Below are 24,052 nucleotides of genomic sequence, written 5' to 3'. Positions count from 1 at the left end.
AGAGGCCCCCATGAGTCTCGACGCACTCTCACCCTCGCACTGGCACCCGGTGGACTGGTCCATCGTGGGCCCGGCCCTGGTGGCCGGTTTGCTGGTGCTGAGCACGCATGTGCCCCTGGGCCAGCGCGTGCTGCGCAAGGGCATCGTCTTCATCGACCTGGCCATTGCCCAGATTGCAGGCTTGGGCGTGATCGCGGCCGGCGCGCTGGGTTGGCCCGACGATGGCTGGGCCGTGCAAGGCGCCGCCGTGGGGGCCGCCTTGCTGGGGGCCGCCCTGCTGACCTGGATGGAGCGACGCTGGCCCGACATCCAGGAAGCCCTGATCGGCGCCCTGTTCGTGCTGGCCTCGTGTGTGGGGATCTTGCTGCTGGCGGGCAACCCGCACGGCGGCGAGCACCTCAAAGACCTGCTGGTAGGGCAGATTCTGTGGGTGACACCCAACCAGCTGTGGGGCGTGGCCGCCTTGTCGGCCGGCGTGCTGGCCGTGTGGTTCGGGGCGCAGCGCTGGCTGGGCCAGGCGGGCTTCTACCTGCTGTTTGCCGTGGCGGTGACCGCCTCAGTGCAGCTGGTGGGGGTCTACCTGGTGTTCAGCAGCCTGATCATGCCGGCGCTGGCCGTGCGCCGGGCGCCGCCACGCTGGCAACTGCCCCTGGCCTGGGGAGCGGGCGCACTGGCCTACACCCTGGGCTTGTGCGTGTCGGCCATGCTCGACTGGCCTTCGGGCGCGGTGGTGGTGCTGGCGATGGCGCTGCTGTGCGCGCTGACAGCGTGGCTCGCCCCCCGAAATGACGCGTGAAAACCCCCTGAGCAAGCACTCTGCCCCAGCGGCGGAACCGCCTGCCCTGGGTGCTACACTTTTTCGCTTTGGTGGACTGGGGAAAGTGTCCCCAGAAACCAAGCGCCAGCCACGTGGCTGACACACCGACCGATTGGATTGATTGCTCCATGTTGCCCAAGCTTCTCACCTCGATTTTTGGTAGCCGTAACGAACGCTTGCTGAAGGAATACCGTCGCACGGTGACCAAGATCAACGCACTGGAGCCCACACTCGAAGGCTTGAGCGACGATCAGTTGCGTGCCAAGACCGAAGAGTTCCGGCAACGCGTGGCCAAGGGCGAGGCGCTCGACGACCTGCTGCCTGAAGCCTTTGCCGTGGTGCGCGAAGGCTCCAAGCGTGTCTTCAAGATGCGCCACTTCGACGTGCAGCTGCTGGGCGGCATGGCACTGCACAACGGCAAGATTGCCGAAATGCGCACCGGCGAAGGCAAGACCCTGACCGCCACCCTGCCCGTCTACCTCAATGCCCTGACCGGCAAGGGCGTGCACCTGGTCACCGTCAACGACTACCTGGCACGCCGCGACGCGGAGTGGATGGGCAAGCTTTACAACTTCCTGGGCCTGAGCGTGGGCATCAACCTGCCCCAGATGCCCCGTGAGGACAAGCAAGCGGCTTACAGCGCCGACATCACCTACGGCACCAACAACGAGTACGGCTTCGACTACCTGCGTGACAACATGGTCTACGAGGTGGCCGACCGCGTGCAGCGTCCGCTGAACTACGCCATCGTCGACGAAGTGGACTCGATCCTGATCGACGAGGCCCGCACGCCGCTGATCATCTCCGGCCAGGCCGAAGACCACACCGAGATGTATGTGCGCATCAACGCCGTGGTGCCGCACCTCAAGAAGCAGATCGGTGAAGCTGACCCACGCACCGGAGAGGGCGTGATCGAGCCCGGTGACTTCACCGCCGACGAAAAGTCGCGTCAGGTCTTCCTGACCGAAGCCGGCCACGAAAACGCCGAGCGACTGCTGTCTGAAGCCGGCCTGCTGGTTGAAGGCGCCAGCCTGTACGACGCGGCCAACATCACCCTGATGCACCACCTGTACGCCGCGCTACGTGCCCACCACCTGTTCAACAAGGACCAGCATTACGTGGTTCAGAACGGTGAAGTCACCATCGTGGACGAGTTCACGGGCCGCCTGATGTCGGGCCGCCGCTGGTCGGATGGCCTGCACCAGGCCGTGGAAGCCAAGGAAGGCGTGCACATCCAGGCCGAGAACCAGACCCTGGCCTCGATCACCTTCCAGAACTACTTCCGCATGTACAAGAAGCTGGCCGGCATGACCGGTACGGCCGACACGGAAGCGTTCGAGTTCCAGTCCATCTACGGCCTGGAAACCGTGGTGATCCCGCCCAACCGCGTGCTGGCCCGCAAGGACCAACTCGACCTGGTCTACAAGACCGCCAAGGAAAAGTACACGGCCATCGCCGCCGACATCAAGGAATGCCACGAGCGCGGCCAGCCCGTGCTGGTGGGCACCACCTCGATCGAAAACTCCGAGCTGATCGCCCAGTTGCTGACGCAGCAAGGCCTGCCGCACCAGGTGCTCAACGCCAAGCAGCACGCCCGTGAGGCCGACATCGTGGCCCAGGCCGGTCGTCCGGGCATGGTCACCATCGCCACCAACATGGCGGGCCGTGGCACCGACATCGTGCTGGGTGGCAACATCGAAAAAGACATTCAGGCCATCGAAGCCGACGAGTCGCTGGACGAAGCCGCCAAGGCCGCCAAGATCGAAGCCCTGAAGAAGGACCAGGCCGAGCTGAACGCCAAGGTCAAGGAGCTGGGTGGCCTGCGCATCATCGCCACCGAGCGCCACGAATCGCGCCGCATCGACAACCAGCTGCGTGGCCGTGCCGGCCGCCAGGGTGACCCCGGCTCCTCGCGCTTCTACCTGTCGCTGGACGATCCGCTGATGCGCATCTTCGCCGGTGACCGCGTGCGCGCCATCATGGACCGCCTGAAGATGCCCGAGGGCGAAGCGATCGAAGCCGGCATCGTCAGCCGCAGCATCGAAAGCGCGCAGCGCAAGGTCGAAGGCCACAACTTCGACATGCGCAAGCAGCTGCTGGAGTACGACGACGTGTCGAACGACCAGCGTAAAGTCATCTACCAACAGCGCAACGAGATTCTGGAAACGGTCGATGTGGCCGAGTCCATCGCCAACCTGCGCAAGGGCGCGCTGACCGACGTGGTGCGCACCTTCGTGCCCGCCAACAGCCTGGAAGAACAGTGGGACTTGGTCTCGCTGGAGAAGGTGCTTGCCGAGGAATGGCAGATCACCGTCGACCTGGTGAAGTGGGTCGAAGGCGCCACCTCGGTGGAAGACGCTGACATCCTGGCGCGCGTGATCGAGGTGGGCAACCAGGCCTACGAGGCCAAGACGGCCATCGTCGGCAAGGAGCAGTTCGGTGGCTACGAGCGCATGGTGCTGCTGCAGTCGATCGACAGCCACTGGCGTGAACACCTCTCGGCGCTGGACTACCTGCGTCAGGGCATCCACCTGCGCGGCTACGCCCAGAAGAACCCCAAGCAAGAGTACAAGCGCGAGGCCTTCGAGCTGTTCGGCCAACTGCTGGCCGTGGTCAAGATGGACGTGACCCGCACGCTGCTGACGGTGCGCATCCAATCGCAAGAAGAAGCCGCGCAGGCCGCCCTGGCCATCGAGCAGCAAGGCGAGCAACTGAGCAACATCACCTACACCCATCCGGACGAAGATGGCAAGCCGGTGACGGACGCCGATGCGGCCACTGCCGCCAGCGAAGTGCCCCGCGTGGGCCGCAACGACCCCTGCCCCTGCGGCAGTGGTGAGAAATACAAGAACTGCCACGGCAAGCTGGCCTGATCGCTTTCGGAGTATTGCAATGCCCGTCAACCTGACCGCTCCCAACCCCGCTGACCTGCACCCGGTGCCGGGCGTCAAGCTCGGCATCACGATGGCCGGCGTGCGCAAGGCCAACCGCCGTGACCTGACCGTGATCACGCTGGACGAAGGCTCGGCCGTGGCCGGCGTGTTCACCAAGAACCGCTTTTGCGCCGCGCCCGTGCAGCTGTGCCAGGAACGCCTGGCCGCGGGCAATGAGATCCGCGCCCTGCTGATCAACACCGGCAACGCCAACGCCGGGACCGGCGAAGACGGTCTGGTGCGCGCCCGCGCCACGACCATCGCCTTGGCCCGCCTGCTGCACGTCTCGCCCGAGCAGATCCTGCCGTTTTCGACCGGCGTGATCATGGAAAGCCTGCCAGTGGAGCGCATCGAAGCCGGCCTGCCGGGCGCGATTGCCGACCTGAAGGAAGATAACTGGGCCGTGGCTGCCGAAGGCATCATGACCACGGACACGATTCCCAAGGGCTACTCCAAGCAGATCACCCTGGGCGGCCAGACCGTGACCCTCACCGGTATCAGCAAGGGCGCCGGCATGATCAAGCCGAACATGGCCACCATGCTGGGCTACCTGGCCACCGACGCCAACGTGGCCCCCGGTCTGCTGAAGGCGCTGGTGACCGAAGCCGCGAACGCCTCGTTCAACCGCATCACCATCGACGGCGACACCTCCACCAACGACTCGTTCGTGCTGATGGCCTCGCGCAAGGCAAAGCACGCCGAGATCACCGACCTGAACAGTGCTGACGGGCAAGCCCTGCGGGCGGCCCTGATCGAGGTGTCGCAAAAGCTGGCCCAGGCCATCGTGCGTGACGGCGAAGGTGCCACCAAGTTCATCACCATCACGGTGGAAGGCGGCCGCGACGAGGCAGAGTGCCAGAAGGCCGCTTACGCCATCGCCCATTCGCCGCTGGTCAAGACGGCGTTCTTTGCGTCGGACCCCAATCTGGGCCGCATCCTGGCGGCTGTGGGCTATGCCGGCATCGACGACCTGGACCAGAGCCTGATCGAGCTGCACCTGGACGACGTGCACGTGGTCACCCAGGGTGGCCGCCGCCCCGAGTACCAGGAGGCCGATGGCCAGCGCGTGATGAAGCAGGCCGAGATCACCATCCGCGTGGGCCTGGCCCGCGGCAAGGCCACGGCCACAGTGTGGACCTGTGACCTGTCGCACGACTATGTGACGATCAACGCCGACTATCGCAGCTGACCAGCCCGGCTTCCAGCGAACGCACCCCGCACACCAGACCCGCAACGGTCTGGTGTTTTTTTTGGGTGATGGCATGCTAAGGTTTGGACATCCCCCGCGCGGCACAGCCGGGCATGCCCATGAGGAGTCAGACATGAGCCCAGTCACCTCGGACGCCGATTTCAAGGTCGCCAACCCCCACGCCCTGGCCACCATCCTGGAAGCCAGCGAGACGCGCTCCATCATCGCGTCCAGCGACATTTTCGACATCAACGGGATGAAGCTGTGGGCGCGCGATCAGCCCGTGTCCCGCGACCTGCAGCGCAAGCTGATGGACCGCGCGCTCAAGCAGCCGCTGGAAACCTGCCTGATGGCCGAGGACGGTGTGAACAACGCCACCTTGCAGGAGGCGATGCAAAAGCTGATCAAGGGCCAAGGCCCGCTGACCCCTTTGCTGCAACCCCATGCCGAGGCGCTGGTGCGCTGCACGGGCGCCGTGCGCCTGCATTCGGTGGTGCAACTGCTGCTGAGTGCAGTGGAAACCGCCCGCCCCGCCGCGTTCCAGCACGCCATCGACGCGATGGCTGTGGCGGGCGCCCTGATCCGCTCGCGCAGCACCGACGACCGCCTGGTGGCGCTGGCGATGACGGCCGGCCTGCTGCACGATGTGGGCGAGATGTACATTTCGCCCGCCTATGGCGAGGCCGATGCCCTGAGCACGCTGGACGTGGACAGCTACCGTCAGCTGGTGGTGCACCCGCACATTGGCCAGTTGCTGCTGACGCAGCTGACCGACTACCCCAAGGACATTGCCCGCGCGGTGGGCGAGCACCATGAGCGCTTGGACGGCTCCGGCTACCCGCACCGGCTCACCGGCGACAAGATGTCCACCCTGGGCAAGCTGCTGGCGGCCACCGAAGAGGCGCTGGCAGCGCTGCGCCTGCCCGGTGCCACCTTGCACCACGCCAGCGTGGCCCTGCGCGTGGTGCCCGGAGAGTTTGACGAACTCCTGGCCGGCCCGCTGTCGTCGGCGGCACGCCATGCGCCCCCGATGAAACCGCATCGCGCCTTGCCGGCCTTGCTGTCCGAGCTGGACCGCCTGAACGTGACGCTGCAGGAAACCATGATCCACGTGGACGGGGTGCTGCCCGCCGAGCCCAGCCCGGGGCTGCAGCGCGCCGCCGACCTGACGCTCTACCTGCTGCACAAGCTGCGCGCTGGCTGGAATGAGAGCGGCCTGTGGAGCCCCGGCGCCATTGGCGACGAGGTGGCTGCGGAAGCCGAGGCGGTGCAAGATGCCCTGCGCGCCCGCCTGCGCCTGATCGAGCGCGTGGCCCGCCTGACGGCCGGCCCCAACCTGTCGGACGAGGACGAGGATCGCCTGAATGCGCTGTGCAAGGGGCTGGTGGAAGAATCTGAGCCCAGCGGGTCTTGAAATCCCTCCAGGCGACCCGATATCACCCAACAAGGTCAACACGGCGAGAGCGATCAAGCCTACAATGACTCTACTTTTCCTGGGGCCGACCTGGTTTCGACGTGGGTGCGGATTCGGGACAGGGCATGTCGAGGACCAGCCACCTCGTAAATCCATCTGGAAACAAACTAACTGCAAACGATCAAAAGTTCGCACTCGCCGCTTAATACCGGTGAGCCTCACAACAGTTGGCCTATGGGCTGGGTCTGCGTCGTAAGACAAGGACTGTGAGGTCATTCACATAGGCTGGGCTTCAGCTGGGTCACTCAGTTGAGGTCGAGATCAAGTGACTGGCTGGCTTGGTAGCGTGCTGCTGCGCGATCAGGTTGGCGAGACTCAAATCAGACAGCTAAACATGTAGAACTGCTCGATGATGGCTTACGGACGGGGGTTCAATTCCCCCCGGCTCCACCATACACAGCGTCCAGCACAACTGGGCGCAACCAAAAAGCCCTAAGTTATCAATGACTTAGGGCTTTTTTCCATAACGATCTAAGCGTTGCTTGAACCAAAGGGGACATGGCCTTGCGTATCGCCAACCGAAAACGAGTGCTGGTCACGGGTGGAGCTGGATTCTTGGGGTCACACCTCTGTGAACGATTGCTGCAACAGGGCTGCGACGTGTTATGCGTCGACAATTATTACAGTGGCACCAAAGACAATGTGGCCCACCTGTTGGGCAACCCCCACTTTGAGCTGATGAGGCACGATGTAACCTTCCCCCTCTACATCGAGGTGGACGAGATTTACAACCTGGCCTGTCCGGCGTCACCAATTCATTACCAGCGGGACCCGGTTCAAACCACCAAGACCAGCGTGCACGGGGCGATCAACATGCTGGGCCTGGCGAAGCGCACCAAGGCTCGCATTTTGCAAGCATCAACCAGCGAGGTTTATGGCGACCCAGAGGTTCACCCCCAACCTGAAGGCTATTGGGGACGCGTGAACCCCGTTGGCATTCGCTCCTGTTACGACGAGGGCAAGCGCTGCGCAGAAACGCTGTTTTTTGATTACTGGCGGCAGCATGGTCTGGAGATCAAGGTGGTCCGCATCTTCAACACCTATGGCCCGCGCATGCACCCGAATGATGGCCGAGTGGTCAGCAATTTCATCGTCCAAGCGCTGCGCGGCGAGGACATCACCATCTACGGCGATGGCTCACAGACCCGCAGCTTCTGCTACGTCGACGACATGATCGAAGGTTTCGTGCGCATGATGGCGAGCCCGGCCAGCATGACGGGCCCCGTCAACATCGGCAACCCGGGCGAATTCACCATCCGTGAGTTGGCTGAGACCGTATTGGAAATGGTGGGTGGTCGCTCAAAGTTGGTCATGAAGCCGTTGCCGCAGGACGATCCCATGCAGCGCCAGCCTGACATCACGGTAGCCAAGTCTGAGTTGGGCTGGACGCCCAAGGTTCAGCTGGCGGAAGGTTTAGCCAAAACCATTGACTATTTCAGAGCCTCGCTCGCGTCATGATCAGCCCACAGCATCGCGTGATCGTCGTTACACCGGTCTATGAGGACACGGAGGCAAGCAGACGCCTGTTCAAGGAATTGGCGATCGAGTGGGGTGACCAAATTTTTGTGGTCGCCGTGGACGATGGCTCCGTTCACCAACCTGTTGAGATTGACAGCCTCAATGATGCGCCGGTGCACGGCGTAGTGCTCAAGCTGAAGCGCAACGTGGGCCATCAGCGCGCGATCGCGATTGGTTTGAGCTATGTGGCTGAGCGTCTGCACACGCAGCAGCGTGTGGTGGTGATGGACTCCGATGGCGAGGACCTGCCCTCTACGCTGCGCGATTTGCTGGCCATGCTTGAGTCCCCAGTACTGGACGTGGTGGTGGCACAGCGCAAGAGTCGGGTAGAAACGTGGCGCTTCAAGGCTTTCTACGTAATCTATAAGCGCTTCTTCAGGCTGATGACTGGACGCGCAATCAGCTTCGGCAATTTCATGGCGCTCAAGCCCGCAGCGGTCAAGCGCCTGGTAACCATGCAGGAATTGCCCATCCATGTGGCCGGTGCCGTGCTGGCATCCAAACTGCGGACCGGTGTGTGCCCCCTGAATCGCGGCCCGCGCTACGCCGGTAGATCCAAGATGAATTTCGTTGGCTTGGCATTGCACGGCTTCAAGGGGCTGATGGTGTTTGCTGAGGATGTGCTCGTACGGGTCGGACTGGCTTGCGCTGGCATCGCGGCACTGTCCATCGGGGGCATCACGGCCGCCATCGTTTTGAAGCTGATCGGCTTCTCCACACCCGGTTGGTTCTCAATCGCGTTGGGCATTCTGGTCTTGATGCTGCTTCAAACCGGCGCGCTGGCCCTGATGACCTTGATGCTGACCGGCGTGGTGCGAGGCGGCACGGTCACGACTGCCGTGGCTCATCACGATTTCATTGAGCTAGTGATGGCCACCGAAGCTCCAACGGAATTGACATGAGCGTGCAGGTGCTTGAAGTCATCAGGTATGTCGTCAATGGTGTGCTGGCCACTGGCGTGCATTACGGTGTGCTCACCCTGAACATGGAAGGCTTGGGCTTCCAATCGGCCGGCTTGGCCAATGCCATCGCAGCGCTATTCGGCATCTCAGCCTCTTTCTTGGGCAGCCGCTATTTTGTGTTTCAACGCACATCAGGCCGCGTCCACCAACAGGCGTTCAGGTTCGGCTTGCTGTACGGAACGATGGCCGGCCTGCACGGCTTGTGTCTGTGGCTCTGGACAGACCAGCACGGGCTGGACTACCGAGCGGGATTCATCGTCGTCACGGCCTTACAGGTGGTCGTGAGTTATGTGGGCAACAAGTTTCTGGTGTTCAAAGCATGAAATTCATTCGCGCACTGATCGCAAGCTTGCTCTTCGCGGTCGTCTTGTTGGCGCTCTACCATGTGCACATCACCTACTTCAAGGTGAACGTGGTTTTCTATTCGGCCATTCTGGATGTAGTGCTGGCAGCCTGCATTGCGAGTGTGGCGCTGTTCGGGATGCGCTATTTCCATGGGCTGGGAAGGTTCGAAAAGTGTCAGCTCATCTTCATCTGGTTGATCAGTGGCTATGCCTTTGCCATCTCGGTACCCACGGTCATTGACCGGTCGCTGTCTTTCTACATTCTGGAGAAACTGCAGCAGCGTGGCGGCGGCATTCAGCAGGCGGCCTTCGAGGCTGTCTTCACGCAGGAATACATGAAGGAGCATCGCTTGGTGGATGTGCGCCTTACCGAGCAGTTGGAGTCGGGCACCATCGTCATCCGGGACGGTTGTGTGCTGCTGACGCCCAAAGGGCGTGACCTGGCAACATTCAGCCGCTATTTCAGGATGCACTGGCTACCCAAGCAACGGCTGCTGATGGGACAGTACAACGATGACCTGACAGACCCCTTCCGCACCAGCACACCCGCCAAAGACTACGCGTGTCAACCATGAGCGAACATGCCACGACGATGAAGCCAGAGCGCACGGCTGTTGTGCCGGTGTTGACCGGCCTCTGGCTGTGTGCGATTTCGGCCATGACGGTGTGGAAGTTTGCGCCTGATGTGCTCAATGCCGACATACTGATCAACACGGTCATGTCGCTCCAGAAACTGACCTTGTACTACTGGGGACAGAACCGGCTGCTCAACGTACTGCCCTGGGCCACCGCATGGCTCCGGGATCCGGCTGCCAATTTGTTCGCCGTCCTTTGGATCGCATCCCTGTCGTGTTTTGCCTTGCTTTACCTGTTCTCGCGCTTTGCGGCCAGGGTAGCCAAGGCAGCAGACGTGAACACGACTTCGCTTCAGGCGTTTGTGGTGATGTCAGCGGGCTTCGTCATCACATTCACGCCGTATGCGATCGGTGAAATCGCGATCTGGCACATCGAGTACGCCTTGGCGGCGCTGCTGTGCGGGCTATCCTTCTATTTGCTGTTGTATCAGCGACCTGCGAGTTGGTCTTCATGGCTGCTGCCAACATTGGCCCTCATTGTGGCGATGGGATTGAACCCATCTACGGTGATCCCCGCGGTTTTCGTGGTTCTGGTCATGACGCTTTATCGCCGCCGAATCGACCCCATCGAGGTGATTTGGGTCGGGCTTGCCATCCTGACGTTCGTCGCGTGGAACTACGTCTCGCGTCAGTTCGGCGAGGCCTCATACAGTAATTTTCACCTCTCCTTGCTGCTCACAGGCACGCTGAAAGTGCTGCGCGGGCTGCTCGAGTCCCTTCGACCGATCGAAGGCCTGGTGTTTGCAGGCTGCGCGGTTGGCCTGCGACTGCTGGCCCGCTCTGATGCTTTCATGCCAACGGGTGAGAATGGTCGTCAGGTCAGGTACATCACCATCAGCGTGACCCTGTTCTCGCTGGGTTGGCTCCTGCTTTTTTCCACCAGTGGCTGGGTGGCCATCAATCAGTTCCCGTGGCGCTATTTCATTTATGTGATTTTTGCGCTGCTGTTCCTGGCGAGCCTGTTCATCACCCATACCCTGCTCAAGCTCAACAAGGCGCTTGGCAAGTTGGTGGTCGTGGCCACCGCGCTGGCCGCGTCTGTCGCGACATGTGCCGTGCCGATCTCTTTCGATCAGTACAAGGTCTTCCAGAAAGTGAATGCCCTCACCCGTCCAGGTGGCCACTTGTATGCGGGTGACTACTGGCTGGTGTGGCCATCGGTTCTCCGCGACATGCTGCATCAGCAGGAGGCCTATGGATTGACGTTCCGCGGAGAGGCGAACCGGGATACAGCCCGGGCGTACATGACACAGCACCTCGAACAGCATGGACACGTGCGTGTTTATTGCCTGGGCGACCCGGCAGACACCTGCGTCCAGCAGATTGAGCGCGCGGTCGGACAGTTCGAGGTAGCCAAAGTTCAAAGCCTTAGTGACACCGTGCAGTTGATTGAACTGAGCAGCTATCAGCCCGGGTTGCGGGTCGATGGACGGGCCGTGCTGAGTCTGCCCTCGGCCGTGGGAAAGGCCAGCGATGGGGCGCGGATCACGGACGGGCAGTCCGGTTTTTTGCTGTATGGGCCTTATCGCATCTTGCATGCAGGCCACTACCGGCTCAGAGTGCACGGCACCTCTCGACTCACCGAGGGCGCTTATGTCGACCTGGCATCACGCACAGGTCGTCAGATTCACGCGAAATTTGAGCTCTTGCCCAATGCCCACGGTGAGCTGGTCAGGAATGCGGTCGTCCACTTTCAGCGTGACGTCACGGACCTGGAGGTCAGGGTTTGGGTGGACGAGCGCAATGAAGTGGAAGTTAGTGGCTACGAACTCCAGTTGTTGCCGAATGAAATGGCACCTTGAAACGCCAGCCAACGCATGGCGGGGAGAGAAGAAGCGGTAGACCGACCATTTGAAATCGACTAGTCTCCTTCCCAAATAGCCAATTCAGGCAACGCAAGGAGGAAATATGGACACGTCAAAAGTGACGACCTGGCTGGACCAGGCGCAACCAATTCTGGTGGCCTTCGGGCTCAAGGTGATCGGCGCGGTGGTGGTCTTCATCATCGGCCGCTGGCTCATCAGCCTGGCCACGCGCCTCATCGGGGCGGCGATGACCCGGCAGCGCGTCGATGCCACCGTACAGCGTTATCTCGTCAACTTCATTGTCGTTGCGCTGAACATCATCTTGGTCGTCGCGATTCTGGGCTACTTTGGCGTCGAGACCACCTCCTTCGCCGCACTGGTGGCCGGTGCAGGCGTGGCCATTGGCGCGGCGTGGAGCGGCCTGCTCGGCAACTTCGCCTCCGGCATCTTTCTGCTGGTCTTGAGGCCCTACCAGGTGGGTGACTACGTCATGGTCGGGGGCAGTGAAGGTACCGTGATCGAGTTGGGCCTGTTCGGCACGACGATCAACACCCCCGACAACGTGAAGACGGTCGTGGGCAACAGCAAGGTGATCGGCAGCGACATCAAGAACTTCACGGCCAATCCGTATCGACGCGTGGAGTTGGTGGCCCAGTTGGCTGGCGGCGCAGACTTGTCCAAAGCCGTCCTGCTGCTGCGAGAGGCGGTCTCGGGCGTGGCCAACATCAAGACAGAGCCTGCCGTCGATGTCGAGATCCTGGAGTTCAACGAGTTCGGCCCCAAGCTGGCCGTGCGGCCCTACTGCCATACCGATCACTATTGGCAGGTCTACTTCGACACCAACAAAGCGATCGCGGACACCCTGGGATCTGCAGGCTTTCCGGTCGCGACACGGCCCGTGCGGATTTACCCTGTGGAAACGGGCACCGTGGCATCGGCTGCCATGCCCGCGACAGGGCTACGCTAGTAGGCTAAGTTGGCTCAGCGCTTGGGTTCGGTGCTCATCCACAGCTGCGCTTGCAGGCGCTGCACGAACAAGGTGGTGTTGAAGCCGACGCGGGCGGCCAACTCGGACAGCCGCCCCGCATGGTGCGGGATCGACTGGCGGACCAAGTCGCGCATTTCATGCAGACGGCCATACCAACGGGCGTTGGAGAGCACCAGCATGGCGCATGCCTTCTGCTCGGGGCTCACCCCGTCCAGATGCTGCCAAGCCGTGGGATCAAAGCGGTCATGCTGGGCAACACAGAAATTGACGATCTGCTGTTCGGTATAACGGTTCATGGGAGCAGCACACGAAAAGTGAACGTGCTCGATTAACGCGGCAGGGAGCCAAACGGATGACATCCCCCCGCGCCAAGCGATCCGCTCACTCCTTGCCGGGGTCCTTGACGTTGGAGATCTTGTCGAACTCCACGTTCTGCAGCCTGCCGTTCACGCGCTGCACCTTGCGGATGTAGACGGTCTGCACGACGTCACGCGTGAGGGCATCGATGGTCATGGCACCGCGCGGGCTGGTCCAGCTCAGACCCTTGGCCGTGGCCACGAAGCGGTCACCGCTGGCGTCGCCGCCGGTTTTGGCCAGCACCTTGGCCACCAGTTGCAGGCCGTCATAACCAGCCACCGACATGTAGTTTGGGCGGCTGGTCGGGTAGGCCTGGGTGTAGGCCTTCACATAGGCCTTGTTCTCGGGCGAGTTGTGGCCCTCGGAGTAGTGGTGCGCCGTGATCAGACCCAGGGCGCTGTCGCCCATGGCATCAAGGGAGCCTTCTTCGGTCAGGTCACCGGTGGCAATGATGCGCACCCCGGACTTGTCGAGCCCGGCCTGGGCAAAGGCCTTGGCGAAAGCCACGGTCTGGTCGCCGGGGGGCACGAAGAGGAACACCGCGTCGGGTTGCGTGGCCTTGATGCGCGGCAGAACCTTGGCGAAGTCAAGCTGGCCCACCGGGATGCGGGCATCGCCCACGATTTCACCGCCCAGCGACTTGAAGGTGCGCTTGAACTCGGTTTCGGCGTCGTGGCCGGGGCCGTAGTCGCTCACCAGCGTGAACACCTTGCGCACCCGGTTCATGGCGCTCCAGGTGGCGATGGGCGCGGTGACCTGGGGCAGCGTTTGCGAGACGCGCACGATGTAGTTGGACTGGGTCGTGACCTGGGAGGCCGCCGCGTTCATCACGATCATGGGCTTGCGGGCAGCGGTGGCCAGGGGGGCCACGGCAAGCGCGCCGGGCGTGAGGCCGAAGCCCGCCAGGATGTCAACCTTGTGGGTGCTGAGCAACTCTTGTGCAGCCCGCTTGCTGACCTCGGGCGCAACACCGGTGTCGTCCTTGAGGATGAGTTCGACCTTGCGCCCGGCGATGCTGCCGCCGTGTTGCTGCAGGTACACGCGCGCACCCCGCTCGATCTGCTGCCCGTAGGCGGCGTAGGGGCCGCTCAAGGGCAGCACCATGCCGATTTTGAGCGTCTCGGCCGCCAGCGTAGCAGCCGGCAAGGTGGCGGCGAGCAGCGCCACAGAAAGCGAAAGGAAAGACTTTGTCAACGCCATAGGACTACCTGTTCATGGGGTAACGGGCATTATCAACATCTTGGTGCAGCGCAGCAAATGGCACACGTCCTTGGTGTGACATCCACACCCCAACGACAGCGCGCCCCGGCACGGCAGCGTGCAGCGGGGCGCGTTGAGGGTCACCTTGTCAGGGGTGCCCGGTGCTTCAGTTCGAGGTTGCAGCGGGCTGACCGCGACTTTCATCTTGCCGCCCGATGCTTTCTCCAGATCAGGGTGCGCAAAGAGGGAATGGCGTGCATGCGAAGCTCCTCGGCCATGTAGACAGTACACCAATCATCAGCCAACAAACATTCAGTGTAAATATGGATGCACGGGGGTTCCCTTGGTGCCTCCCTTGAACCAAGTCAAACAGTCACAGAGGCTTTTCCTGCTTTTCATCAAAGACAACCAATATGTACACTGACGATCAGTGCGCCTCTCACGACCTGAGGCGGTCGTTTGTCGGGCATCGTGATCACCGAGGAGACCCTTATGCAAAAGTACATTCTTGGCGCCGGTCTGGCGCTTGTTGGCACCCTGGCCCACGCTCAAAGCAGCGTCACGCTGTATGGCATCGTGGACGTGGCGGTGGAACACCTGAGCAAGACCGGCCCCCATGGCGACAGCCTCACCCGCATGCCGGGTCTGACCGGTTCGGTGCCTTCCCGCTTCGGCCTGCGCGGCAGCGAAGACCTGGGGGGCGGCCTGCGCGCCGGCTTCACGCTGGAGTCGGGCTTTGGTGCCGACACGGGCTCGTTCAACCAGGGCCACCGCCTGTTCGGCCGTCAGGCTTTCGTGAACCTGAGCGGCAACTGGGGCTCGGTGATGCTGGGTCGCCAGTACACGATGCTGTTCCACGGCTTGCTGGGCTCGGACATCCTGGGCCCGAACACCTTTGGCTCGGGCTCGCTCGATGTCTACATCCCCAATGCGCGCACCGACAATGCCATTGGCTACCTGGGTACGTTCTCGGGCGTGACCGTGGGCGCCACCTACAGCACGGGCCGTGACGCTTCGACGGCCGGCAACCCCGGCGGCACGAACTGTGGTGGTGAAAACGGCACCGACAAGAAGGCCTGCCGTGAATGGTCGGCCCTGGTGAAGTACGACTCGCCCACCTGGGGCGCGGCCTTGGCCGTGGACGAAATCCGTGGCGGTGCCGGCTCCTGGGCCCCTGCAGGCTTGACCAGCTCCGAGCTCACCGACCGCCGCATCTCGCTGGGCGCGTATGCCAAGGTCGCTGGCGTGAAGCTGGGCGCCGGCCTGCTGAGCCGTGACAACGACGGCAGCAGCGCGAAACAGCACGACGGCATCACCGCCGCCAAGCGCAGCGACATGTGGTACGTCGGCGCTGCCTATCCGGTCACGCCCAAGGTCACGGTCGACGGCCAGGTCTTCCACCTGAAGTACAAGGACAGCGCCAACAAGTCGCTGATGTTCGCTGTGCGCGGCACCTACGCCTTGTCCAAGCGCACCGCCGTGTACGCCACGGCCGGCAGCATCGACAACAGCGGCACGCAGGTCTTGTCCGTGAGCAACGGCGCGGCCGGCGGCACGACGGTCGCAGGTGGCAACCAGATCGGTCTGGCCACCGGCATCCGCCACAGCTTCTGATGACGCTCAGGTAAATGAAAACGGGCCCGCTGCGAGAGCACGGGCCCGTTGCCATGTTCAGGTGCGCGAGCGGGGCGGGCAACGCCCACTCAACGCCCGCTCCGGGCCTGGTTCAGGCCAGCCGACCGCCACGGAAGTCGTTGACCGCCTGGTAGATTTCCTGCTGCGTGTTCATCACGAACGGCCCGTACTGCGCAATCGGCTCATTGAGCGGCTGGCCGGCGATCAGCAACACCCGCGTCTCGGTCGCGGCCTCGATCACCACCCCATCGGCCTCGGCGTCGTTGCGCAAGATGGCCATGCGCTGCACAGGCACCGCGGTGTCGGCGATGCGGGCCTCACCGCGGTAGACGTACACGAAGGCGTTGTGCCCCGACGGCAAAGCCTGCTCGAAACGGCTGCCCGCCGGCAGGTGCACGTCCAGGTAGGTGGGTGCGCTCGCCTCGCGGGTCACGGCCCCCGTCACGCCATGGCTTTGCCCGGCAATCACGGTCACGTCCACGCCTTGCGCCGTCGTGAACTTGGGCAAATCGGCCGCCGCAAAGTCGCGGTACCAGGGCGCGGACATCTTGTCCTTGCCCGGCAGGTTCAGCCACAGCTGAAAGCCTTCCATCACCCCGTCTTCCTGTTGTGGAATTTCGGAGTGGATCACGCCCCGCCCGGCCGTCATCCACTGCACGCCCCCGTTTTCGAGCAGGCCTTCGTGGCCCGCGCTGTCACGGTGCAGCATGCGGCCGGCGATCATGTAGGTGATGGTCTCGAAGCCCCGGTGCGGGTGGTCAGGGAACCCGGCAATGTAGTCGTCGGGGTTGTCGCTGCCAAAGGCATCGAGCATCAGATACGGATCGAGCCGGCGCTGCAGGTTCTGCGTCAGCACGCGGGTGAGCTTGACGCCCGCCCCGTCCGAGGTGGGATGGCCCACGATCAATTGCTCGACCGTGCGTGACCGCTGGACGGTCACCGAGGTGTCTGAACTGTTCATGAGAGGTCTCCTTGATCGGACGGAAGCGAATGAAAAGCGAATGACAGCGGCCGACGCCCGATGGCTCAGCCCAGGGCGGCCAGCAGGTCGTCTTCGGCCTGGGTGAAGCCCTTGTCAACGGCCTCGGGGCCCATGGCCAGGCCTTCAGCATGGATGTACTTCACGTCGGTCATGCCCAGGAAGCCCAGGATGGTCTGGATGTAAGGCGTTTGCGAGTCGGCCGGGGTGTCGCGGTAGATGCCACCACGGGCGAAAGCCACGTACACCTTCTTGCCCTGGATGAGGCCTTCCGGACCGTTGGCGGTGTAGCGGAAGGTCACGCCAGCACGGGCGATGGCGTCCAGCCAAGTCTTGAGTTGCACGGGAACGCCGAAGTTGTACATCGGCACGCCCAGCACGATGGCGTCATGGGCTTGGACTTCAGCGATCAGGGCGTCGTCCAGGGCCACGCGGGCGGCTTGCTCAGGCGTGCGCTGGTCGGCGGGGGTGAACAGCGCGCCCAGGGCGGCGGCGTCCAGCACGGGGTGCGGGGTCACGGCCAGATCGCGCACGGTGACGCTGGCACCGGGGTGCTTGGCCAGCAGACGGGCGGTCACGGTGTTGGCCAAACGGGTGGAGTTGGCACCTTCAACGCGGGCGCTGGAATTGATTTGCAGGATCTTCATGAGGGGCTCCAAGTGGATGAGTCGATGAATGAACTTTATTCCTCAACAATCCCTCTGATAAGTGCCTGAAATGGGTAACATTGATCCGCCAATGGAACAATACACCGAACCCACGGCAGGCATCGAAGCCAATGACCTGCTGATCTTTGCCCGCGTGGCCGACCTGGGCAGCTTCAGCCGGGCGGCCGAGCGCCTGGGCCTGCCCAAGTCCACCGTCTCGCGCCGCGTGGCCTGGCTGGAGTCCCACTTGGGCGAGCGCCTGCTGCTGCGCACCACCCGCCGTCAAACCCTCACCGAATTCGGCAGCCTGTTGCTGGAGCACGCCCGCCAGGTGGTGGCCGAGGTGGAGGCCGTCACCGCCCTGCGCGAACACCGGCAGGCGGCGCCCAGTGGCCGCTTGCGCGTGTCCATGCCCAGCGACTTTGCCACCTTGCTGCTGGCCGACATGCTTGCCGCCTTCGTGGCCCTGCACCCGCGCATCACGCTGGAGTTGGACCTGTCGCCCAGGCGGGTGGACCTGCTGGGCGAGGGCTTTGACGTGGCCGTGCGCATGGGCGCCCTGCCCGACGACACCCTGCTGGCCGCGCGCCGCCTGACCGTGTTCACCAACGGCCTCTATGCCTCGCCCCAGTACCTGGCCGAGCACGGCGACCCCAGCTGCCCGGAAAACCTGCTGCAGCACGACACGGTGCGCCTGCCAGGACGCGCCAGCGACACCACCGAACCCGGCCACTGGGTGCTGACGCGCGGCGAGGAGCGCTGGGAAGGCTCACCGCCCAGCCGCGTGATGGCCAACCAGCCGGAGCTGCTGCTGATTCTGGCGCGCTCCGGCGCCGGCATCACCGCGGTGCCCGACCTGTTCGCCCAGCCCTGGCTGCAACGGGGCGAACTGCGCCGGGTGCTGCCCGATTGGTGCCTGCCCTCGCACACGGCCTGGGCGGTGTTCCCGGGGCGCAAGCTGATGCCGGCCAAGACCCGCGTGTTCATCGACATGCTGGAGGCCGCCTTGAAGACGCCTTGACGGCGCATTCAAGTATTCCCTCCCAACAGATGCCACATACCCTTGCCGGTATCATGCGCAGACCCTTTCACCCCCATCGACGGCGTCCATGAACAAGAACCTCTGGCTTCTGGCTGCGGCCCAGGGGCTCTTCCTCACCAACAACGTTGTCTTCATCGCCATCAATGGCCTGGTGGGTTTCAGCCTCGCCCCTGCCGGCTGGATGGCCACCCTGCCGGTGATGGGCTATGTGGTGGGCGGCGCCCTGTCCACCAGCCTGGTCGCGCGCAGCCAGCAACGCTGGGGTCGGCAGGTGTCGTTCCAGCTCGGGTTGGCGGTGGCGCTGTTCTCGGCGCTGTTGTGCACCCTGGCGCTGTGGCTAGGCAGCTTCTGGCTGCTGGTCACGGCCACCGTCATTGCCGGCTACTACAGCGCCAATGGCCAGCTCTACCGCTTTGCCGCCGGCGAACTGGCCGCCCCCGCCTTCCGCGAAAAAGCCATCTCTCTGGTGCTGGCGGGGGGACTGTTGGGTGCAGTGGTCGGCCCCAATCTGGCCAAGTACACCCGCGATGGCCTCGGCACGCCCTTCCTGGGTGCCTATCTGGCGCTGGCGGCGGTGGCCTTGCTGTCCATGCTGGTGATGATGGGCATTCGGTTTCCCACCGAAGGGCGCCAGGCTCAGGGCACAGACACGGGCCGGCCGCTGCGCGAGATCGTACGCCAGCCTGTGTTCATCGTCTCGGCCGTGGGCGCCGCCCTGGGCTATGGCGTGATGAACCTGCTGATGGCGGCCACCCCGCTGGCCATGCAGGTGTGCGGCATGCCTTTTGACGACGCCGCCTTCGTGCTGGAATGGCACGTGATCGGCATGTTCGCCCCCGGTTTTGTCACCGGCCACCTCATCAAACGCCATGGGGTGCTGACCATCATGGGCGCAGGGGTGGCGTTGAACCTGGCCTGCATCGGCGTGGCCCTGTCGGGCCAAGACCTGCACCAGTTCGCGGTGGCGCTCTTCCTGCTGGGTGTGGGCTGGAACTTCCTGTTCACCGGCAGCACCACGCTGGCCATGCAAAGCTACCGCCCGGAAGAGAAAGACAAGGCACAGGCGGCCATCAACTTCTGCGTGTTCGCCACCATGGCGGTCACCTCGTTTGCCTCGGGCGCACTGATCACCACGCAGGGCTGGACCTGGCTGAACCTGGGCTCGCTGCTGCCGGTGGGCCTGACAGGCCTGGCCCTCCTCTGGCTGGGCTGGCGCCAGCGGCGCCACCAAACCCAAAAGTCCCACAAGACCCACTAGTCCCAGAAAGTGGGCGAACGCCCCTACGCCGCCACGCGATCGCTCAGACGCAGCACCTCGTCACGCAAGGGGGGCATCAGTCGCAAAGCCAGGGTGAGCTGCGCGTGCAGCAGGCGTTCGGTACGCGACAGCGTGGCCTGACTGGACTCGGACGTGTCCTCACCGGGAGGCTCATGCCAGATCCCAGCCATCAGTGTCGTCCCCCCCGCTTCGCGACGCAGACCACCGGTCCTGCCTTCCAGTGCCTCGGCCAGCTCACCCAATTGCGCCTGCAGGCGCTCGGCCTGCGCCAGCACCGTCGCGCTCAAGGGTTGCACCGACGCGCCGCTGCGGTGCGCCCCCAGCGCGGACAGGTAATTGAGCAAGGTGTGCGACAGCGTCAGGAAGCGTCCGCACACCACGGTGTCGAGCCGCACCCGCGCGGGCTCCTTGAGCATGGTCGACAAGGCATTGGACAAGGCGGCATCGGCCTTGTGCGCATTGCGCCGCACCAGGCGGTAGGCCAGATGGTCTTGCTTGCCCGTCTGGTACTGCCCGAGGATTTCATGAAGGTAGAGGGCCTGTGCGCGCAAGGCCTGGGCCGCCAGTGTCGGCCACTGGCGGGCCTGCCAATTGGGCCACACCCGCCAAGCCGCCACCGCTGCGATCGCCCCACCCAGCACCGTGTCGAGCAGACGCGCCGGGATCACGCCCTGCGCCATGCCCATCTGATGGAAGCTCAGCAGCAAGAGCGTGGTGATCGCACCGGTGGCCATCACATAGTTCGTGCGGCGCGAACCGAGGAACACCGCCCCCGCTACCACCAGAAGCACCGCCTGCAGCACCGCCCCCGGGAACAAGCGGATCAGCGCCCAGGACAGTGCCAGCCCGATGACCGTGCCCGTCACCCGCTGCGTCAGCTTCGTCAACGTGGCCGCGTACTGTGGCTGGCTCACAAAAACAATGGTCAGCAAGATCCAGAACCCATGCGGATCGCCCGTGAGCTGCATGACCCCGAAGCCCGCCACCAGGGACACACTCAGACGCAAGGCATGGCGGCACAGCACCGATCGCAAGCTCAGCTGCGCACGCAGGCGCCGCCATGCTTCACCCAGCGTGCGCGGATGCGTGTCCAGCAAACTGTGGTCGACCTCTCCGGGCACCGGCTCCAGCACGGTGCGAAACACCTGCGCCAGGGCCGTGAGGTTGTCGCCCAAAGCCTGCAGCGCGCGCAAAGATCGCCCGGCGGGCTGAGCCTGCGTCAGGTGCTGGATGGCGGCCTGCATGTCCTCGATGGCTCGCGCGGTGGCGCCATGATGTTGAGGCCGGGTGCGGTGTGCCATGGCCACCGACAGCTTGAGCGCCTGATCGCCCGTCAGCGCCAGCACACGCTGGCAACGGTACAACGCATCGCTGTGAAAGAACGCGTCGGCCAGCCACTCATAGTGCTCGTGCGAGGAGCTGGCGCGTTCGTGAATGTCCTGCGCGGCCAGGTACTGATGCAGGGCCATCTGCAACCAGGCTGGCGGACGCCCCTTGCCCACTCGGCTGAAAATGGCCTCTTTGGTCACGCCCAGGCTTTCCACCACGCGCCCGTTGTGCAGCGCCAGCGCCATGCGACGCTGGGCCCGGTCGGCATCACGCACCGGCTCCAGCAATTGCGCTTTCAAATGCAGGTACTCCCCCAGCAGCGCATACAAACGCGACAGGCGGTGGCGCACCGGCGGCTGCGGCAACAGCGCAGCCCACCCCACCGACACCACGCCATACCAGGCGGCACCTGCAAGCATCAAGGGTGTCACATCCAGGGCATACAGACGGCTGGTGCGCGCCGACATGGCCACATAAATGAACAAGATGAGCGAGCCGAAGGCAATCGCGCGGTAGCGCTCGCTGAGCGCGCCCAGCATCGTGAGGCCAAACGCCGACACGGCCAGCACCGCCATCAAAAGGAAGGGCCAGGGCAAGGTGAACCACACCGCCCAGGCCATCACCACAAAGGCACTCAGGGCCATCAACTGCGCGCGCAGGCGCCCGCGCCAGTTGTCGTCGGTCTCGGTCAGGGCGCTGGCAATCACGCCCAGCAACACCGGCATCAGCTCGTCTTGCCAACCGGCCCACCAGCCCACGGCCAGCACACAGGTCAACGCCAGCAAGGCCCGCGCACCGTTCATCGCCCCTTCATGCTGAAGGAGGGCGCGCCATTCATCTTTCCAGTGTTCGTCCACTTGCTGCAACCGCGCGGGCACGGCGCCCGTCATCAGGCATGAGCATACGACCGGACCGGGGACGCTGCCTGAACGCAAGTCTGGTATGCCCAAAGAAAAAGGCCGCCAGGTGCGTGTCCTGAGCGGCCTTTAACTGTGAATTGGTCGGGGTGAGAGGATTCGAACCTCCGGCCTCTACGTCCCGAACGCTAAGCACTTGCCGCGTATCCACGGATGTTCTAAGCTTCCCCAGCATTAATTGGGACAAATTTGGGACACAAGAGACATGGGCACGATCACGAAACGCGGCGAATTGCAGTGGCAAGCCAAGGTGCGGCGCAAGGGCTACCCCGCGCAGTCACGCACCTTCTCCTACAAGGAGGACGCCGAGAAGTGGGTTCGTGAACTGGAGCGTGCCGCCGACACGGGCGGCGTGGTGGATCGGCGCGAGGCAGAGAAAAACACCCTGGGAGCCATTCTGCGCCGCTATCAAACGGAGGTCACGCCATCCAAGAAATCGGCCGACATCGAATCCGTGAAGATCGACGTCATCCTGAAGGATGCGACCCTGCCCAAGCTCAAGATGTCGGCGGTCACCAGCAGTGCGGTGGCCAGTTGGCGAGATCGGCGTCTCAAGCAGGTCAGTGGCGCCACCGTCAATCGCGAAATCGATGTGCTGTCTGCCGTGTTCAACCATGCCCGCCGTGAATGGGATGTGCATGTCGAAAACCCGATCCCACTGATCAAGCGCCCCGACAAAGCGCGGGCTCGTGATCGCCGCTTTTCCGCCGAGGAAGAAACCTACCTCCTGGCCTCCCTGACAGGTGGGGAGCGCCTGGCCGATGGCACGTTCAGCAAGGGCGCCCGCAACCCTTGGCTGCTGCCACTGGTCAAGCTGGCGATCGAGACCGCCATGCGACGCGGTGAGTTGCTGTCGCTCACTTGGGAGAACGTGGACCTCAAGCGCCAGACCGCCCACTTGCCCGACACCAAGAACGGTGATCCCAGAACGGTGCCCTTGTCCACACGGGCCGTTGCAATCCTGAAGGCTCTGCCTCTGCCTCAGGTGGATGAGGAGAGCGGTGATACCGAAGAGCCCGAGCGAGCCGGTCCCGTGTTCCCGACCACCGCAATGGCATTGCGCAAAGGCTTTGCCCGAGCCATTGAGCGCGCTCAAGAGCAATACCGAGCCGATTGCAAACAAGCCAAACGCCGCCCTGCCGTAGGCTTCCTTGAAGACGTTCATTTCCACGACACACGCCACGAAGCCGCATCGCGCCTGGCTGAGAAGCTGACGAATGTCCTGGAGCTGTCGGCGGTCACTGGCCACAAAGACCTGCGCATGCTCAAGCGCTATTACCACCCTCGCGCCGAAGACCTTGCCAAGAAGCTCGGTTGATGTGGACAAGGTCGTGGACAGCCGAAGTTGTCCACGTTAAATCGCCCCTGCCAAATCTCGATAGATCGCCCCGCCTGGCGGCAGCCTTTCCTCGATAGATCACCCCGGGCGTGTTCGATAGATCGCCCCTGCTCTGTACAGATAGGGGCTCTGATAGCGTTCAGATAGCTCAACTGGTAGTGGGGCGCCACTTCTGTGGACACGCCACAGGACGACGAAATGGAGGTAGTTAGGCAACGCTTTGTTACTCGGCGAGACGTTGAGGCGGTGATCAGGTCTGCTAGATTCGCCCAAAAAAATGACAGGGGAAGCAATGAGGCCATTCATCGTGATGGGCGACCAGACCAGCCATGGTGGCGTGGTCATTGGGTCCACGCAAACCACAGACACCCATGGCAAGCGCTTGGCGCGCGTCGGTGACCAAGTCACTTGCCCGAAGAAGGGCCATGGCGCCACCGTCATCGTGACGGGTGACCCGACCATGATCGTGGATGGTGCCCCAGTTGCTCGACACGGCGATCTGTGCGCATGTGGCGCTGTGCTGATCTCCAGCCAGGTTGTCTCTCGTGTGGGTGACGGCGGTGGCTCATCAAACACAAGCCATGGTGCGCAGGCCGTGACTGCCAGCTCAGGTGTAGCGGCTGTCCAGGCCGTCAACGAAGCGATCAAGGCCTTGTTCGACCA

19 protein-coding genes, 1 other RNA gene and 1 pseudogene are annotated in these 24,052 nt (G+C 63.4%); 16 read left to right on the top strand and 5 right to left on the bottom strand.

From position 1 onward, the window contains the following. The first annotated feature begins 10 nt into the window (after positions 1–10). From AC3WW4_RS04880 to AC3WW4_RS04830, 11 genes are all read left to right on the top strand, one after another. Positions 11–796, top strand: a complete 786-nt coding sequence (locus tag AC3WW4_RS04880) for a metal ABC transporter permease (RefSeq protein WP_488827258.1) — start codon at positions 11–13, stop codon at positions 794–796. Between the two features lie 149 nt (positions 797–945). Then, the gene (gene secA / locus AC3WW4_RS04875; RefSeq protein WP_488827257.1) at positions 946–3,690 is read left to right on the top strand and encodes a preprotein translocase subunit SecA; all 2,745 of its coding nucleotides are present in this window, start codon (positions 946–948) and stop codon (positions 3,688–3,690) included. Positions 3,691–3,709: 19 nt separating this feature from the next. Beyond that, entirely contained in the window at positions 3,710–4,939 is a 1,230-nt protein-coding gene (gene argJ / locus AC3WW4_RS04870; protein ID WP_488827256.1) for a bifunctional glutamate N-acetyltransferase/amino-acid acetyltransferase ArgJ, read from the top strand. A 133-nt stretch (positions 4,940–5,072) separates the two neighbouring features. Next, entirely contained in the window at positions 5,073–6,353 is a 1,281-nt protein-coding gene (locus AC3WW4_RS04865) for an HD-GYP domain-containing protein (RefSeq protein ID WP_488827255.1), read from the top strand. Between the two features lie 81 nt (positions 6,354–6,434). Continuing rightward, positions 6,435–6,806: a transfer-messenger RNA gene (ssrA, locus tag AC3WW4_RS04860) on the top strand. 105 nt (positions 6,807–6,911) lie between these two features. Then, positions 6,912–7,871, top strand: coding sequence for a UDP-glucuronic acid decarboxylase family protein (locus AC3WW4_RS04855; RefSeq protein ID WP_488827254.1), 960 nt, complete (start codon positions 6,912–6,914; stop codon positions 7,869–7,871). Continuing rightward, entirely contained in the window at positions 7,868–8,833 is a 966-nt protein-coding gene (locus tag AC3WW4_RS04850; RefSeq protein WP_488827253.1) for a glycosyltransferase, read from the top strand. The genes AC3WW4_RS04855 and AC3WW4_RS04850 overlap by 4 nt, the downstream gene beginning before the upstream one ends. Beyond that, positions 8,830–9,216, top strand: coding sequence for a GtrA family protein (locus AC3WW4_RS04845; RefSeq protein WP_488827252.1), 387 nt, complete (start codon positions 8,830–8,832; stop codon positions 9,214–9,216). The genes AC3WW4_RS04850 and AC3WW4_RS04845 overlap by 4 nt, the downstream gene beginning before the upstream one ends. Then, on the top strand, positions 9,213–9,812 hold the full coding sequence (locus AC3WW4_RS04840) for a hypothetical protein (protein ID WP_488827251.1): 600 nt from the start codon (positions 9,213–9,215) through the stop codon (positions 9,810–9,812). The genes AC3WW4_RS04845 and AC3WW4_RS04840 overlap by 4 nt, the downstream gene beginning before the upstream one ends. Then, positions 9,809–11,674: a glycosyltransferase family protein gene (locus AC3WW4_RS04835; protein ID WP_488827250.1), complete on the top strand. Its 1,866-nt coding sequence runs from the start codon at positions 9,809–9,811 to the stop codon at positions 11,672–11,674. Before AC3WW4_RS04840 ends, AC3WW4_RS04835 begins: the two co-directional genes overlap by 4 nt. Before the next feature lie 106 nt (positions 11,675–11,780). After that, positions 11,781–12,644 (top strand): mechanosensitive ion channel family protein, encoded by an 864-nt coding sequence (locus AC3WW4_RS04830; protein WP_488827249.1) that lies wholly within the window; start codon positions 11,781–11,783, stop codon positions 12,642–12,644. 14 nt (positions 12,645–12,658) lie between these two features. Here AC3WW4_RS04830 and AC3WW4_RS04825 read toward each other — a convergent pair whose 3' ends face one another. Together AC3WW4_RS04825 and AC3WW4_RS04820 are read right to left on the bottom strand one after the other, a co-directional pair. Further along, on the bottom strand, positions 12,659–12,961 hold the full coding sequence (locus tag AC3WW4_RS04825) for a hypothetical protein (protein ID WP_488827248.1): 303 nt from the start codon (positions 12,959–12,961) through the stop codon (positions 12,659–12,661). 85 nt (positions 12,962–13,046) lie between these two features. Continuing rightward, on the bottom strand, positions 13,047–14,222 hold the full coding sequence (locus AC3WW4_RS04820) for an ABC transporter substrate-binding protein (protein ID WP_488827247.1): 1,176 nt from the start codon (positions 14,220–14,222) through the stop codon (positions 13,047–13,049). Between the two features lie 492 nt (positions 14,223–14,714). Between AC3WW4_RS04820 and AC3WW4_RS04815 the strand changes: the two genes are divergently transcribed. Then, positions 14,715–15,836: a porin gene (locus AC3WW4_RS04815; RefSeq protein ID WP_488827246.1), complete on the top strand. Its 1,122-nt coding sequence runs from the start codon at positions 14,715–14,717 to the stop codon at positions 15,834–15,836. 112 nt (positions 15,837–15,948) lie between these two features. On the opposite strand, the gene AC3WW4_RS04810 is transcribed toward AC3WW4_RS04815, so the two are convergent. Both AC3WW4_RS04810 and AC3WW4_RS04805 read right to left on the bottom strand, forming a co-directional pair. Further along, a complete protein-coding gene (locus AC3WW4_RS04810) occupies positions 15,949–16,818 on the bottom strand; it encodes a pirin family protein (RefSeq protein ID WP_488827245.1) in 870 nt (289 codons plus the stop codon). Positions 16,819–16,883: 65 nt separating this feature from the next. Next, positions 16,884–17,483, bottom strand: coding sequence for an FMN-dependent NADH-azoreductase (locus AC3WW4_RS04805; RefSeq protein WP_488827244.1), 600 nt, complete (start codon positions 17,481–17,483; stop codon positions 16,884–16,886). Positions 17,484–17,574: 91 nt separating this feature from the next. On the opposite strand from AC3WW4_RS04805, the gene AC3WW4_RS04800 reads away from it, so the two are divergent. Further along, positions 17,575–18,504: a LysR family transcriptional regulator gene (locus AC3WW4_RS04800; RefSeq protein ID WP_488827243.1), complete on the top strand. Its 930-nt coding sequence runs from the start codon at positions 17,575–17,577 to the stop codon at positions 18,502–18,504. A gap of 88 nt (positions 18,505–18,592) precedes the next feature. After that, positions 18,593–19,783, top strand: coding sequence for an MFS transporter (locus AC3WW4_RS04795; protein WP_488827241.1), 1,191 nt, complete (start codon positions 18,593–18,595; stop codon positions 19,781–19,783). A gap of 23 nt (positions 19,784–19,806) precedes the next feature. Here the strand turns inward: AC3WW4_RS04795 and yccS are convergent, their stop codons facing one another. Next, positions 19,807–22,023, bottom strand: coding sequence for a YccS family putative transporter (yccS, locus tag AC3WW4_RS04790; RefSeq protein ID WP_488827239.1), 2,217 nt, complete (start codon positions 22,021–22,023; stop codon positions 19,807–19,809). A gap of 232 nt (positions 22,024–22,255) precedes the next feature. Here yccS and AC3WW4_RS04785 point away from each other — a divergent pair, with 232 nt between their 5' ends. Together AC3WW4_RS04785 and AC3WW4_RS04780 are read left to right on the top strand one after the other, a co-directional pair. Next, positions 22,256–23,368, top strand: a complete 1,113-nt coding sequence (locus AC3WW4_RS04785; protein WP_488827238.1) for a site-specific integrase — start codon at positions 22,256–22,258, stop codon at positions 23,366–23,368. Positions 23,369–23,681: 313 nt separating this feature from the next. Next, positions 23,682–23,924, top strand: a pseudogene (locus tag AC3WW4_RS04780) (PAAR domain-containing protein); the annotation flags it as partial. Positions 23,925–24,052 lie beyond the last annotated feature (128 nt).

This window comes from Aquabacterium sp. TM01, assembly GCF_057808345.1.
Note: the sequence above shows the minus strand (reverse complement) of the source record. Positions and strands in the feature narration are given on the sequence as shown.